The organism is Arthrobacter sp. TMN-50 (assembly GCF_054511125.1).
Genome location: NZ_JBTNDG010000001.1, coordinates 122,911 through 136,987, shown reverse-complemented (window position 1 = coordinate 136,987; position 14,077 = coordinate 122,911). Strand labels below are relative to the sequence as shown.

General features: G+C 64.8%; 18 protein-coding genes and 1 riboswitch. Of the genes, 6 read left to right on the top strand and 12 right to left on the bottom strand.

Annotated elements, in window-relative coordinates; translation table 11 throughout:
• The first annotated feature begins 32 nt into the window (after positions 1-32).
• Entirely contained in the window at positions 33-497 is a 465-nt protein-coding gene (locus ACX80A_RS00665) for a fluoride efflux transporter FluC (RefSeq protein WP_459257744.1), read from the top strand.
• A complete protein-coding gene (gene crcB / locus ACX80A_RS00660) occupies positions 494-880 on the top strand; it encodes a fluoride efflux transporter CrcB (RefSeq protein WP_459257743.1) in 387 nt (128 codons plus the stop codon). Before ACX80A_RS00665 ends, crcB begins: the two co-directional genes overlap by 4 nt.
• On the opposite strand, the gene ACX80A_RS00655 is transcribed toward crcB, so the two are convergent.
• The 11 genes from ACX80A_RS00655 to ACX80A_RS00605 all read right to left on the bottom strand — a co-directional run bounded on the left by ACX80A_RS00655 (position 877) and on the right by ACX80A_RS00605 (position 11,092).
• Positions 877-1,617 (bottom strand): metal-dependent transcriptional regulator, encoded by a 741-nt coding sequence (locus ACX80A_RS00655; protein ID WP_459257742.1) that lies wholly within the window; start codon positions 1,615-1,617, stop codon positions 877-879. The genes crcB and ACX80A_RS00655 overlap by 4 nt on opposite strands.
• A 1-nt stretch (position 1,618) precedes the next feature.
• The gene (locus ACX80A_RS00650) at positions 1,619-2,551 is read right to left on the bottom strand and encodes a metal ABC transporter permease (RefSeq protein ID WP_459257741.1); all 933 of its coding nucleotides are present in this window, start codon (positions 2,549-2,551) and stop codon (positions 1,619-1,621) included.
• Between the two features lie 9 nt (positions 2,552-2,560).
• Positions 2,561-3,373, bottom strand: coding sequence for a metal ABC transporter ATP-binding protein (locus ACX80A_RS00645; protein WP_459257740.1), 813 nt, complete (start codon positions 3,371-3,373; stop codon positions 2,561-2,563).
• The gene (locus ACX80A_RS00640; RefSeq protein ID WP_459257739.1) at positions 3,370-4,278 is read right to left on the bottom strand and encodes a metal ABC transporter substrate-binding protein; all 909 of its coding nucleotides are present in this window, start codon (positions 4,276-4,278) and stop codon (positions 3,370-3,372) included. The genes ACX80A_RS00645 and ACX80A_RS00640 overlap by 4 nt, the downstream gene beginning before the upstream one ends.
• Before the next feature lie 48 nt (positions 4,279-4,326).
• Entirely contained in the window at positions 4,327-5,085 is a 759-nt protein-coding gene (locus tag ACX80A_RS00635; RefSeq protein WP_459257738.1) for a class I SAM-dependent methyltransferase, read from the bottom strand.
• A gap of 95 nt (positions 5,086-5,180) precedes the next feature.
• Positions 5,181-6,545 (bottom strand): aminotransferase class V-fold PLP-dependent enzyme, encoded by a 1,365-nt coding sequence (locus ACX80A_RS00630; protein WP_459257736.1) that lies wholly within the window; start codon positions 6,543-6,545, stop codon positions 5,181-5,183.
• A gap of 35 nt (positions 6,546-6,580) precedes the next feature.
• A riboswitch (SAM riboswitch) is annotated at positions 6,581-6,694 on the bottom strand.
• Between the two features lie 55 nt (positions 6,695-6,749).
• Positions 6,750-7,559 (bottom strand): histidinol-phosphatase, encoded by an 810-nt coding sequence (gene hisN / locus ACX80A_RS00625; protein ID WP_459257735.1) that lies wholly within the window; start codon positions 7,557-7,559, stop codon positions 6,750-6,752.
• A 165-nt stretch (positions 7,560-7,724) separates the two neighbouring features.
• A complete protein-coding gene (locus ACX80A_RS00620; RefSeq protein ID WP_019483099.1) occupies positions 7,725-7,928 on the bottom strand; it encodes a cold-shock protein in 204 nt (67 codons plus the stop codon).
• A gap of 102 nt (positions 7,929-8,030) precedes the next feature.
• Complete coding sequence (gene rsgA / locus ACX80A_RS00615) at positions 8,031-9,164, bottom strand: ribosome small subunit-dependent GTPase A (RefSeq protein ID WP_459257734.1); 1,134 nt, start codon at positions 9,162-9,164, stop codon at positions 8,031-8,033.
• 1 nt (position 9,165) lies between these two features.
• Positions 9,166-10,497 (bottom strand): 3-phosphoshikimate 1-carboxyvinyltransferase, encoded by a 1,332-nt coding sequence (gene aroA / locus ACX80A_RS00610; RefSeq protein ID WP_459257733.1) that lies wholly within the window; start codon positions 10,495-10,497, stop codon positions 9,166-9,168.
• A gap of 16 nt (positions 10,498-10,513) precedes the next feature.
• Positions 10,514-11,092, bottom strand: coding sequence for a DoxX family protein (locus ACX80A_RS00605; RefSeq protein ID WP_459257731.1), 579 nt, complete (start codon positions 11,090-11,092; stop codon positions 10,514-10,516).
• Between the two features lie 199 nt (positions 11,093-11,291).
• Between ACX80A_RS00605 and ACX80A_RS00600 the strand changes: the two genes are divergently transcribed.
• On the top strand, positions 11,292-12,068 hold the full coding sequence (locus ACX80A_RS00600) for a sigma-70 family RNA polymerase sigma factor (RefSeq protein WP_459257730.1): 777 nt from the start codon (positions 11,292-11,294) through the stop codon (positions 12,066-12,068).
• Complete coding sequence (rsrA, locus tag ACX80A_RS00595; RefSeq protein ID WP_019483104.1) at positions 12,065-12,325, top strand: mycothiol system anti-sigma-R factor; 261 nt, start codon at positions 12,065-12,067, stop codon at positions 12,323-12,325. The genes ACX80A_RS00600 and rsrA overlap by 4 nt, the downstream gene beginning before the upstream one ends.
• An 82-nt stretch (positions 12,326-12,407) precedes the next feature.
• Here rsrA and ACX80A_RS00590 read toward each other — a convergent pair whose 3' ends face one another.
• Positions 12,408-12,482, bottom strand: a complete 75-nt coding sequence (locus ACX80A_RS00590; protein ID WP_116778527.1) for a 50S ribosomal protein bL37 — start codon at positions 12,480-12,482, stop codon at positions 12,408-12,410.
• 137 nt (positions 12,483-12,619) lie between these two features.
• On the opposite strand from ACX80A_RS00590, the gene ACX80A_RS00585 reads away from it, so the two are divergent.
• Both ACX80A_RS00585 and ACX80A_RS00580 read left to right on the top strand, forming a co-directional pair.
• A complete protein-coding gene (locus ACX80A_RS00585) occupies positions 12,620-13,588 on the top strand; it encodes a zinc-binding dehydrogenase (RefSeq protein WP_459257729.1) in 969 nt (322 codons plus the stop codon).
• Between the two features lie 33 nt (positions 13,589-13,621).
• Positions 13,622-14,074 carry a DUF1810 domain-containing protein gene (locus ACX80A_RS00580; protein ID WP_459257727.1) on the top strand — a complete coding sequence of 151 codons (453 nt, stop codon included), beginning with the start codon at positions 13,622-13,624 and terminating at the stop codon, positions 14,072-14,074.
• Positions 14,075-14,077: the final 3 nt, after the last annotated feature.

Sequence of the window (14,077 nt, the reverse complement as noted above, 5' to 3'; positions counted from 1 at the left end):
ATGTGATCCACCAAGACAAAAGACCCGGCGCGATGACTCCAACGCCGACCGAGCGCAAACCACACCTTCGACCAACACTCATTGTCCTTGTCTTCGTCGGAGGCATGGGGGGAACACTGAGCCGGTTCTGGCTTGATGAATTTCTTCCTGCTCCGCAGGGTTGGCCCCTCCCCACCCTCCTGATCAATCTGAGCGGTTCGTTTCTGCTGGGGCTACTCCTGGAGGCCCTCCTACGCACGGGACCGGACCGGGGGAGACGACGCATGGTGCGACTGCTGGGGGGCACAGGGTTTCTGGGTGGATTCACCACCTACAGCACGTTCGCGGCCGAGGCGATCGGGTTGGGTACCGAGGGGATCTACTGGAGTGCGGCAGGGTACGTAGTGACCAGTCTGGTGGGCGGAATCCTGCTGAGCTTCGCGGGGATCGCGCTGGCCGCGACACTAACCCGCCGCAGATCCAGCCAGGGATACACCGCCGGAACGGTTGGCCGATGAGCGTCCTTCTGGTCCTGTTGATCGGCGCGGCGGGTGGGTTCGGGGCAGTAACACGATTCGTGCTCGACGGCGTGGTGCGGGCGCGGTTTGCCACGGCCATACCCTGGGGGACGGTAACCATCAACGTGCTGGGCTCTGGCCTACTGGGACTTCTGACCGGGCTGGCTTTGGGCACCAGCGTGCCGCCCGAACTCGAGCTCGCCGCCGGGGTCGGGTTCCTCGGCGGGTTCACCACCTTCAGTACAGCGAGCGTTGAAACGGTAAGGCTGATCCAGAGCGGGCGGGTAGGGCGGGGACTGGTCAACGGCGTCGGAACGGCAGCGCTCGCCCTCCTCGCTGCGGCGGCCGGCGTCGCGGCCGGCGCAGGTCTGGCGGGCGGCTAGCGGCCGGACGCGCTGGGTAAGCGGCAGCCCGCATGGCTGTCGTGGGTTTCAATCCACAGGGACGCGGTTAGTTCCTCCCCGAAGTCGAAGGTCCTGGCGCTGCCGGAATCACCAACCCTCACCACCAGCGGACCCCCGAAAGGCCTGCGTTCAAGAACCTGCACCGGCGCGTCGAGGTCGATGGCTTCTGCCGCGAGGAACCTGAGCAACTCAGGATTTGCGTCACTGATACGGGTAATGCGGCCCCGATGCCCGTCGTCGAGCTCCCGGAGGGGGTGGGCGCTCGGCACGGTTATCCTCCCGTCGGCCGTGGGGATAGGATCCCCATGCGGGTCGCGGGACGGATAGCCGAGTTTTCGGTCAAGCCGCTCGATGAAGGTGTCGGAGACTGTGTGCTCCAGCAGCTCGGCCTCGTCGTGGACCTCGTCCCACCGGTACCCGAGCTCGCGCACCAGAAACGTCTCCAGAAGACGGTGGCGGCGCACCATGGCCAGGGCAAGGTGCAGCCCATCGTCGGTCAGCTCCACTGAACTGTACGGCTCATGCCGGGCAAGTCCCAGATCCATGAGTTTGCGGACCATCTCCGATACCGAGGAGTTGGCAACCGACAGCCGGGACGCGAGCTGTGAGGCCGTGATTGGCCGCTCCTGCCACTCGGTGAAGGAGTAAATGACCTTCACATAGTCCTGGACGCTCGATGATCCGGCGCTGAGGGCGGTAGCTGATCGACGTGCCATCTCAGGCCTCACCCGCTGGCTGCCGGGTGGCCGGTAACGGGTGACCGGCCGGAAAGAGCCCGGCGGTCGGGGCCATGGTGCGCCGGAGACGGCGCCGGTTGCCTACCTGCCAGAGGACGCCGGTCCGCCGCGCAAACAGGTAGACGAGGACAAAAACAAGCGACTGGGAAAGCACCACTGCGGCCCCGGTGGAGATGTCCAGGTAGTAGCTGGCATAAATCCCGGCCACCGATGCCATTGCAGTGATGCTTGCGGCGAGGATCAGCATCCGATCGAAACTGCGGGTCAGCAGGAAGGCCGTCGCGCCGGGGGTAATGAGCATGGCGACCACCAGGATGATTCCGACGGCTTGCAGGCCGACGACGACGCTCAGTGCCAGCAGGCCCAACAGCAGGGCAGACAACAGCCGGGTATTGAGCCCGATCACGTGCGCGTGGGTGCGGTCGAAGGCGAAAAGGGTGAGGTCACGGCGTTTGTAAAGCAGGATAGCGAGGGTCAGGACTCCCAGAATCACCACCTGCCACAATTCTCCGGTGGTGACGCCGAGGACGTTTCCAAACAGAATGTGCATCAGGTCCACCTGGGATGGTGTCCGGGACACGATGGCCAGTCCGACGGCGAACAGGCCAGTGAACACCACCCCAATGACGGTGTCCGATTTCAGCTTGGTGGTGGATTTCACCAGCCCGATCAAGGCCACGGCACCCGCACCGAAGACGAAAGCGCCAATGGAAAACGGGATGCCGATGATGTAGGCGAGGGCGACGCCGGGCAGAACGGCATGGGAGACGGCGTCGCCCATCAGCGACCATCCCATCAGGATCAGCCAGCAGGACAGTACCGAGGCGACCACCGCCGCGCAGACCGTCACGATCAGGGCTCGGGTCAGGAAACCGTATTGGAGCGGTTCGGCGATAAAGGTGAGAAGGTCCATGACGTTTTCCTAGCTCTCGTCGGCTGCTCGTCGGAGGGGAACACTGGACGGCGCGGCGGCTGGCGTCGGGCCAAACGCCAACGCCAGTTTGTCGTGCGTCAGGACATCCTCGGGTAGCCCATGGGCGAGGACCCGGTTATGCAGGAGCACCGCTTCATCGCAGAGCTCGGGGATGCCGGCGAGGTCGTGGGTGGAGATCAGCGCCGTCCGCCCCTCGTCCCTGAGCTCCTGCAGCAGGCTAATCAGGGTTCCTTCGCTGGTCTTGTCAACGCCCGCGAACGGTTCGTCGAGGAGCAGGAGCTGAGCGTCCTGCGCAATGCTGCGTGCCACGAAGGCCCGCTTCTTCTGACCGCCGGACAGTTCGCCGATCTGGCGGTGGCGGTGCTGGCTCAGACCGACGCGTCCCAACGCCTCGTCGACGGCGTCACGGTCGGCTCGGCTGGCGCGGCGGGACTGCGGCATCCTGCCGTAGCGACCCATGAGGACCACGTCGCCCACCGACAGCGGAAAGGTCCAGTCGACGTCCTCCGATTGGGGGACATAGGCCACCAGGTTGTTGCGCCGGGCGGTGCGGTGGTCCGTGCCGAAGATTGCCACAACACCGGCCTGGGGCTGGACCAGCCCCATCAGGCATTTGAAGAGCGTTGACTTACCCGAACCGTTGACCCCGATCAGCCCGCAGATCCGCGCCCTCGCCAGGGTGAGGTCGACGTCGGTGAGCGCCCTAACCTCGTTGTAACTGACGCTGAGCCCCGAGACGGAGATGGCTGCGACGGGTCCGGCGTCCGTGGCCGAGGGTCGGGAGTGAGCGAAAGAGGTCATGAGGTGAGCCCGTCAGTAATCATGGCGATGTCGTACCGGAGGAGTTCGAGGAAGGTAGGTACCGGGCCGTCTGGGCCGGAGAGTGAATCGACATACAGCGGACCGGTCAGGTCGGCGCCCGTGGCCAACGCAACCTGTTCCTGGGCGGACGGGTTGACCGTCGACTCACAGAACACGGCGGGAACGCCGTTGGTCTCGACGAAGCTGATCACTTCCCTGATCTGGCGGGGAGTCCCTTCGGCGTCCGAGTTGACAGGCCAGATGAAGGCCTCGGCGAGTCCGGCATCCCGCGCCAGGTAGGAAAAGGCACCCTCGCAGGTGACCAGGGCGGGCGTCGATGCAGCGGTGAAGGCTGCTCGCAGGTCATCCAGCATGTCCTGCAGTTCGGTTTTGATTCGGAGCCCGTTGGCCTCGAATTCGGCGGCATGCGCCGGGCTGAGGTCAGTCAGCGCCGCCACAATGTTGTCGACATAGACCTGCGCTGCGGCGGGTGACATCCAGGCGTGGGGGTTGGGTAGGCCCCTGTAGGCGCCTGAGCGGATATCCACTGGCTCCACCCCCTCCGACAGGACGACGTGGGGGGCATCGACCGAAAGAACGAAGCGTTTGAACCACCGCTCAAGTCCCAGCCCGTTATCAAGAATCAGGTCGGCATCCTGAGCGTTGACCAGGTCGGACGGCGTGGGGTCGTAACCGTGGATCTCCGCGCCAATCTTTGTGATGGATTCGACCCGGACATGGCCGCCGCCCACCTGATCGGTGAGGTCAGCGAGCACGCTGAAGGTGGTCAGGACCACGGGCCGGTCATCGTTGTCGGCGGGCCTGGCCAGCGCTGCGGGGCTGGCCCCGCAGGCTGCTACGGTCAGCGCTGTCAGCAGAGCGAGCGGAACCAGAAATTTCGGCATACCTAAATCTAACCCAAAGGAGTGCCTAAAAGGTAGCCTTTCGAGGTGTCAGGTCCGAGTCGCCCGCCAGGCATGGGTGAAGTAGGGCAAATCCACCGTGACATCAGGGGTGAATTTCAGCTCCTCGTGGAGGTACCAGTCGAGGTTGGCCTCCACCTTCGCGCGGAGGACAGGGGTGGCTCGCCGGTAATAGCTCCGCGATTTAGCCAGCTCCACGATGTCTGCGGTGGTCAGGGTCTGGGTCCAGCGCGCCGCCAGATGTTCGGGCCGACCAAAAGCCTGCCCGATTGCCGGCCGATGATCGGGCTTGTAGACATCCCCGGCGTGCATGATCCGGCTGAGTCGGTGCACCCACGGGAGCGAAACGTCCAACTGGTTCCAGAGGAGAGCAATCTGGCCGCCGGGAACGAGGATGCGGGCCGATTCCCTGGCCGCCGCCGCTGGGTCGAGCCAGTGCCAGGCCTGCGCGATCGAGACCAGCTGGACCGAGGCTGCCGCCAGCCCGGTCGCTTCGGCCGTACCCACCACGGTGGTCACCTGGGGGAGCTTGGTCCGGAGCACGTCAAGCATGCTGTGGGAGGGATCGACGGCGGTGACGTCCAGTCCGCGCTTCACCAGCTCCGCGGTGAAGAGTCCCGTGCCCGCGCCGACGTCGGCCGCGGTCGAGGCCCCGGCGGCTACGACCCAGTCGACGCTCTCTGCCGGGTAGCCGGGCCGGACCCTGTCGTATTGTTCACCGTCGTCGAGGTAGCCGCCGGCAAGGTGAATCCGCCGGGTGGCATGCAGACGTGGGCCGCCGCGGGGCATAGTGTGTTCTCCTTCGCAGGACGGGACAGGGTGGGCCTGTGCCTAGGGTATCGCGCACTGGGGGGCAGAATCAGAGGGAGGGAACCTGCGGTCGGCTATTCGCTGGTGTACGGCGCCGCGCCGGCCGTCCCCGGCGTATGGGGAGCCCAAGCCGGGAAGGTGCGGGTTTCGACCGCAGGAACCCAGCGTTCCTCGTCGACGATATAGTCAGCGGTCAGGCCGTGGGTCAAGAGGGACCGGAGGGCCCCGAGCAGGCGCTCCACATCGGCGAGTTGCGATCCGAGTCCGACGCTGGCCCTCAGCGATCCCGAGGGGAGACCGAGCCGGGTGAGCAGCGGATGTGCGCAGAACCTGCCATCGCGGAGCCCCACCCCGTGTTCGGCGGAGAGGTAGGCGGCTACCAGTCCGGCGTCGTACCCGGCGACCGAAAAATTGACGACGCCGATCGGTTCGGCGCTGTCGGGGAAGAGTCGGTGGACGCTGACTCCGGGCAGCCCGGCGAGGCCGGAGACCAAAGCGGACCGGAGTGCCTGTTCGTGGGATTGCCAGGCGCTGTGATCGAGCGCTGCGAGCATGCCCGCTGCGTGGGCGAGCGCGCCGGCGCCCACCACATTGGGTGAGCCGCCCTCATGCCGGGCCGGCCCGGTGGCCCAGGACACAGAATCGGCCCTGACCTGGCGCACCGCTCCGCCGCCGGCGAGATAGGGGGTACCGGCATCCAGCCAGTCGGAACGGCCCACCAGCACCCCCGCGCCGAACGGCGCGTAGAGCTTGTGACCCGAGAACGCCACATAGTCGATACCGTCCCGGCTGATGTCGATCCGACGGTGCGGGGCCAGTTGCGCTGCATCCACGACGATCCGTGCACCGTAGGCATGGGCCAGTCGCGCCAGCTCCCTGACCGGAAGCACCTCGCCGGTGACATTTGATGCGCCGGAGACCGCCAGCAGGGTCACCCCGCCGGCGGCCAGCTCGGCGCGGACCCGGTCCAGGGTATCGGCGAGCGTCGTACCGGCGGTGAGGCTGCGGTGCGGTAACTGCTGCCAGGGGAGCAGATTGGCGTGGTGCTCAATGTCGAGGTACAGCACGTCACCCGTGGCGGGGACGCACCCGGCGAGGAGATTCAGTGAATCGGTGGTGTTGCGGGTGAAGATCACCGTGTCACCACCACGTCCGCCCACGAACCCGCGGATCGCTGTTCTGGCATTCTCATACAGCGAAGTGGACACCTGGGAGGTATAGCCGGCGCCCCGGTGGATGCTTGCGTAGTAGGGCAGGACAGTGGTGACAAACTCCTGCACCTCGGCCAGGGCAGGGGCAGACGCCGCGTAGTCAAGGTTGACGTACCTAACCTCACCACCCCCGAGGACCGGGACCCGCAGGCCGCTCCCGACGACGTCGGCCAACGGGGCCACGGCCCTGGCTGGGTGCTGAGCCAGTGTACTGGGTGCAATGGTCATGAAGGGTCTCCAGAAATGTGGACCCCACGCAGGGGTGTCCGCGCTTGCCATACCCGCTCGGGTACGGCCTGGTCGTCACCCGGGGCACCCCGCCGCGACGGGAGGGTTGCCGGCCAGCAAACCGGGGTTTAGCGCTGGCACTCGTGACCAATAGCAAACAGCCTAGGGCACGAGGTGTGCCCGGGTTTATTTTATTACGGAATCTTAAAGTAGGTCATCCACATCGGGGTTGAGGATCTGCAGCACATCGTTGTGCAGCGTGCTGTTGGTGGCCAGGGCGTTGCCGCCGAAGGGGCCGTCCGTGCCCTCGAGGGAGGTGAAGCGGCCGCCGGCCTCGGTGATGATCGGTACCAGCGCCGCCATGTCATATAGGTTCAGCTCGGGTTCGCAGGCGATGTCGACGGCGCCCTCAGCGACCAGGCAGTAGGACCAGAAGTCGCCATACGCGCGAGTGCGCCAGACCGAATCGGTCAGCGTCAGGAATTCCGGCAGGTTTCCGCGTTCCTTCCAGCCCGACAGGCTTGAATAGGACAGCGAAGCGTCTTCAAGCCGCGACACGTTTGACACCTTGAGCCGGGTCGCTGCCGCCAACGATTTACCCATGTAGGCGCCGGTGCCGGTGGCCGCCCACCAGCGTTTACCGAGGGCGGGGGCGCTGACCAAGCCAACAACCGGCTGGCCCTCATCCACGAGGGCGATCAGGGTGGCCCAGACCGGGACGCCCCGCACAAAACTTTTAGTGCCGTCGATTGGGTCGATGATCCAGCGACGTGAGCCGGCGCCACTGCTACCGAACTCTTCGCCGAGGACCGCGTCGCGGGGGCGGGCGCGGGATAGCTGGCCCCGAATCGACTCCTCGGCTGCCTTATCGGCGTCGGTGACGGGCGTGAGATCGGGTTTGGTTTCGACCACCAGATCAAGGGCCTTGAATCGCGACATCGTCTGGTCGTCTACAGAATCGGCCATCACATGGGCAAGGCGCAGATCATCGTTATAACTTTGGCGGTGGTTCATACCTTCAACCTATCGCCTAACATCGCCATAGTGCGGGACGCTCTCCCGCCTGTGGCACCACTGATCGAGCGAAGACCCTTAAACAGCACAGGACACCGGCGGCGATGAGCCGCTTCGGTGTCCTGTGGGGAGCCGTCCAGTGGGACGGACTACGTCTAGGGGTTACTAGATAACGGTGATGTTCTCGGCCTGCGGTCCCTTGGGGCCCTGCGTGGTCTCGAAGTTGACCTTCTGGTTCTCTTCGAGCGCGCGGAATCCGCTGGAGTTGATTGCCGAGAAGTGGGCGAATACATCCGCGCCGCCGTCGTCAGGAGCAATGAATCCAAAGCCCTTTTCAGCGTTGAACCATTTGACTGTACCTGTTGCCATTTTTTCATATTCCTTGTGTGTGAGAATCCCCCCGTGCTTCGGGGTTCTCGTTGCGGTGTCAGCCTGGGGCGCAACACTGCAACTTCTTCAAGCGTATCAGGTCTATTGTTCGCCGAGCTGTTTGGCTTCCTGCATATTTCCCTTGGGCTCAGGGACGCTTGCACCCAGCAAACGCCGCAGCGAGGCAAGCCGTACCGGACCCGATACGCCCGCCAGCCCGTCCCGTACCCAGGGATCGAGGCCACACCTCACTGCGAGCCGGTCATGCCTGCAGCCCCGCGCACATTCGGCGGTGCCGGGTTCCAGATCGGGGAACGCCTGAAGAATCCGGTCAGGGTCGACATGGGCGAGACCAAACGAGCGAATGCCAGGGGTATCGATGATCCACGTTCCGGGCAGAGAATCGCCGGCCTTCAACGCGACCGCCGACGACGACGTGTGCCGGCCGCGCCCCGTCACAGCATTGACCCCGCCGGTGGCCCGGTTGGATCCGGTCAACGCGTTGACCATGGTGGACTTCCCAACCCCTGAGTGACCCAGCAGCACACTGACCTTACCGTCGAGGTGGGACCGCAACTGACTCACTGCATCGCCGAGGAGCCGGGCGGACAATCCGTCGTCCGAGGTGCTGTCAACCCCATCGGCATCGGCGGCGGTCCGGCTGATGATGACCGGCAGATCAAGGTGTCGATAGTTGTCGAGCAACCCGGCAGGATCCCGCAGGTCTGCTTTGGTCACGCAGAGGATCGGTTGGATACCGGCGTCGTACGCCGCCACCAGCGCCCGGTCAATGAATCCTGTTCTTGGTTCCGGGTTGGCTGCCGCCACAACAATCACCAGCTGGTCGGCGTTAGCGACCACTGCACGTTCTACCGGGTCGGTGTCGTCGGCGCTGCGGCGCAGCAGGGTTCGTCGTTCTTCCACCCGGACCAAGCGTGCCAGGGCGTCAGGCCCGCCGGAGAGGTCGCCCACCAGAGCCACCAGGTCCCCGGCGACCACCGGCGTCCGGCGTAGTTCCCGGGCCCGGGCGGCAATGACAAGTCGCTCACCCGCAGCGTCCTCGTCGACGACCGCGGTGTAGCGCCCGCGGTCGACGGTGATAATCCGGCCGGTGACGGCGTCGTCGTAGGCGGGCCGATCCTTGGTGCGGGGCCGGGAGCCTTTCTTGTTGGGCCGGACCCTGATGTCGGATTCGTCCCACGACCGTGACTCTCCACGGTTCCCCCCGGTGGCCACGTCAGCGCCAGCCGGAGGGGCGGGTCTGGGCGGACACCGTGCCGCCGGTCGCAGCGAGATGGGCCCAGAGTTCGGGGAACTGCGGCATGGTCTTGGCGGTGGTGCCGATGTTTTCGACCTCCACTCCCGCCACGGCAAGGCCGAGGATGGCGCCCGCCGTCGCCATCCGGTGATCCTCATAGGTTCTGAAGATTCCGCCGTGCAGCGGCGCGGGACTGATGGACAGCCCGTCGGCGGTCTCAGTAACGTCACCGCCAAGCCGGTTAATTTCGGTCGCGAGAGCCTTCAAACGGTCGGTTTCGTGGCCGCGCAGGTGAGCGATACCGGTGAGGACAGAGGGCGAGTCAGCCAACGCGCAGAGGGCCGCGACGGTTGGGGCAAGTTCGCTGGTGTCGGCGAGGGCCGCGCCCCGGATGCGGGAACCCCCCGTCACCGTCAGGGTGCCGTCGGTAAGGGAGACGTCGGCGCCGAGCGTCGCCAGGATGTGTCGCCATTGGTCACCCACCTGAGTGGTGCCCACCGGCCAGTTGGGGATCCTCACGGTGCCGGCAGTGACCAGTGCAGCGGCGAGGAACGGGCCGGCGTTGGAGAGATCCTGTTCGATCTGCACGTCGAAGGCACTGATGGGTCCGGGGGACACCCGCCACTGGTTCGGGACAGAATCATCTACCTCAACCCCAACCTCCCGCAGGACCCTCACCGTCATGGCGATGTGATCGAGGCTGGGAACGGGGGGGCCTTCGTGTTCGAGGTGGAGCCCGCCGGTGAAACGCGCGCCGACCAGCAGCAGGGCGGAGACAAACTGGGAAGAGGCGCTGGCATCGACGACCAGCCTGCCGCCGGGAATAACCCCGGCACCGGTCACCGAGAAGGGCAGTGACTGGCCGCCGTCGTCGTCAATCGTGGCTCCAAGCCCGCGAAGCGACTGAATTACAGCACCCATGGGCCGCTGCCGGGCATGGGGGTCGCCGTCGAATGAAGTTGTTCCCCGTCGCAGGGCGGCAAGGGGTGGGACGAACCTCATCACGGTGCCCGCGAGTCCACAGTCAATTGACGCGTCGTTGGGTTCGGAGAAGTCGACCGGCGTCACGAGCAGGTCGGGGCCAAACGCCCCGTCCCCGGCAACCTCGATGCATTCGGCGCCGAGGGCCCTGAGCGCGTTGATCATCAGCGCCGAATCACGGGAGATCAGGGGCGCCCTCAGGCGGGACGGACCGTCGGCCAGTGCGGCAAGAATCAGGAACCGGTTCGTCAGCGATTTGGAGCCGGGTACCTGAACTGTCGCATCCACCGGCGAGGTCGCGTGAGGTGCCAGCCAATGCGACAGTTCCATCTGGGTCACTGTGGTGCTAGCCCACCAGATCGGAGGCAGTCTTGCGAACAGACTTATTGGCCTTCTTCAGTTGCTTCTCGGTGTCACGCGCAATGGTTTTGGCGCTCTTCCGGGTGTCGTGGCTGAGGGCCTTGGCATTGCGCTTGGCGTCGGAGGCGAAGTGTTCGGCGCGCCAGGCGAGGCCGGGCCGCCCATTGGTATCCACCGAGGCCAACAGCACGGCGCCGAGCAGCGAAACGTTCTTCAAGAGCTGGTTCCGGCGGTTCTTCCGTGCCTCAGCCGTGGAGGAATCAGCCGACTTGAAGTCAACCAGAGTGTTCAGGCCTGCAGTGCCTACCAGTACCAGTGCCGCCAGCCGGGAGAAACGTCCAATGCCGAGCAACGCCGCAGCGCCGACCTGTGCCGCGCCAAGCGCCTGCGCGACGACCTTCTCGTTCGCGGTCACCGATGCTGCTGAGGGAACTGCCTTATTGATGCGGTCAAGGGTGGGGCGGAGTTGGGTGCCAGCGGATTCTGCGTTCCGCAACCGGTCAATTCCGGCGATCACAAACGAACTTGCGAGCATTGGACGGGCTATTACGCGAACAAGGGTCATGATTGCCTCCCGGCTGTGGACTGATTGGGAACTTGAGTCCTAGTTTTGCACTTTTAATTTGGTAAGGCGACACGGGTAGTTGAGACGCGGACTGAAAGCGTCACGACTGCAGGGTGCAGGGGGTGCTGTCTGGAATAACCACACGGGGCCTGCGGTTGTACGGATCAGACAACCAATCGAAATGATGGAGAGGCGGATCATGACGGCAACTGCCCCAACAGTCAGCAAAACGCCTGATTTCCAGCTGACGGTAACACCAGTGCGCCCCGCCAGGGCTGGGCGCGTAGACTTTTCCTCAATGAATACAACAGCCGCGGCGGGTAGCGCCCCAGTCGAAGACGATCAACTGGATGTGTCAACGGAATCGGATGCGGATCGAAAGATCCGTTTCGAGCGTGACGCCATGCAGTATGTGGATCAGCTGTACTCGGCTGCCATGAGGATGGCCCGCAACCCGGCCGATGCCGAGGACCTGGTGCAGGAGGCATACACCAAGGCGTTCTCCGCGTTCCACCAGTACAAGCCCGGCACCAATCTGAAGGCCTGGCTGTACCGCATCCTCACCAACACGTACATCAATCTGTACCGAAAGCGTCAGCGGGAGCCATTGCAGTCCCACTCGGACACGATCGAGGACTGGCAGCTCGCAAAAGCGGCTGAGCATACCCCCGCCGGCCTCCGGTCGGCCGAGGTGGAAGCGCTCGATCATCTTCCCGATTCGGACGTTAAGCAGGCGCTGCAGGCCATCCCGGAGGAATTCCGGCTGGCCGTGTATTTCTCCGATGTGGAGGGGTACGCATACAAGGAAATATCGGAAATCATGAACACGCCGATTGGCACCGTCATGTCTCGGCTGCACCGCGGACGCAAGCTGCTGCGGGAACTGCTGGCCGAATACGCACACGATCGCGGCCTCGGTGCTGCGAAGGTAGCGGCAGGTTCGGGCGCAGCCAAGACAGAGGAGAGTGGAAAATGAGCGATTGCCAGAGCCTTGGCGACTGCGCCGATTCCCGGATCGAGCGCCTGTATGACTACCTCGACGGGGCCTTATCGCATGACGACCTGGTGGAAATCAAAAATCACCTTGAGGACTGTCCGGAATGCGCTGAGGAACACGACCTGGAGTGTGTCATCCGCTCGGTAGTCAAGCGGTCGTGCACCGAGGTGGCACCAACCACCCTAAAGACCAGCATTCTGGACCGGATCAGCCAAATCAAAACAGCCGAACACTGACTCTCTGTATACGCAATAAGGGAGCCCCCGGGCCGGTTCATCCGGCTGCGGGGGCTCCCTTATTGTTGCTTAGCCCGACTGCTCAGGCGTTGGGACGCTTACCGTGGTTAGCGCCGCCCTTCTTGCGGTCGCGCTTCTTGCGTGCTCGCTTGCTCATGGCTGCCTCCTTGCTTCTAAAGTATTTTGGACTGCCATCCAGTCTCCCACACTTCAGCGGGCTGCCCCTAAACCGCGGGTGTCCCGGCCAGGGCCTTCGGTCCTAGGATGGAAGGACCCGACCCGAAGGAGTGCCACGTGACCCGCGCCGTATACGTTGACTCATTTTCCACTGCCGACCCCCTGCACGGCTTGGTCGTCGGCGACCTGGCCGCCAGCAACCCGCCCGACGGGTACCGTAGGGTCACCGTGCGGGCCTCCGCTTTGAACCACCATGACCTGTGGTCCCTGAAAGGGGTGGGACTCGGCGCGGACAAGCTGCCGATGGTGCTGGGCTGCGATGCTGCTGGCGTCGACGACGACGGCAACGAGGTCCTGGTGCATGGCGTCATTTCCACCTCCGGGTGGGAAGGCGACGAAACCCTCGACCCCGGGCGCACCCTGCTCTCCGAGAAGCTGCCCGGCGCCATGGCCGACGTCGTGTGGGTGCCCGAACGCAACCTTGTCCCCAAGCCACCCGAGTTGAGCTTCGAGGAGGCCGCCTGCCTTCCCACCTCCTGGCTGACCGCGTACCGGATGCTGTTCACCGTGTCGCCGGCTGCCCCCGGATCCACCATCCTGGTGCAGGGTGCGGGCGGGGGTGTCGCCACCGCTCTCATCGCGATGGCCGGCGCAGCCGGGTTCCGGGTCTGGGCGACCAGCCGAAGCAGGGACAAGCAGGAACGTGCGCTGGAGTTGGGGGCAGCCGCCGTGTTCGACGACGGCGCCCGCCTGCCGGAGCGGGTCGACGTCGTCTTCGATTCGGTGGGCGAAGCCACGTGGGCACACTCGCTGAAGTCGTTGAAGCCCGGCGGGGCGGTGGTGACCTGCGGGGCCACGAGCGGCCCGGCTCCCAGCGCCGATCTGAACCGGGTGTTCTTCCTTCAGCTAAAGGTCCTGGGCTCCACCATGGGTACCCGCGCCGAATTGATCCGGCTTACCCGGTTCCTCGTCGCTACCGGCCTGCGACCCACAATCGACGAGGTGTTCCCCCTCGATCAAGCCGAAAAAGGCTTCCGGAGGATGCTCGACGGCGAGGTATTCGGGAAGATCGTCTTCAGCCACTAATCCGGGGCAGCAGGCTAGAGAAGGCCCACGGAGATGTCCAACCTGCAGCGATTCGTTTCGGCACAGGATACTGGCGGGACCTACGCCCGGGCGATGCGCGAACTCGCCGCAGGGTCGAAGGAAACCCACTGGATGTGGTTCATTTTCCCTCAGATTGCGGGGTTGGGGCATAGCTCGGTTGCCCAGCTGTATGCCATTTCCTCGCTCGACGAAGCCAAGGCGTATCTGGCCCACCCCGTGCTGGGCCCGCGGCTGGTGGCGGCCTGCGAGACCCTCAGCTCCAGTGGAGAACTCGACGCGAGGCAGGTCTTCGGTTCCCTCGATGCGCAGAAGCTGCAGTCATCGGTGACCCTATTTCTCCGTGCGGCCCCGGGCATCCCGGTTTTCGGGGAGCTTCTTGATCAGTGCTTTCAGGGCCGGCCCGACGCCGCGACAGAGCAGATACTGGCAGAACACGCGGGTGGAGCTGCCGGTCCCATGAAGTAGCCG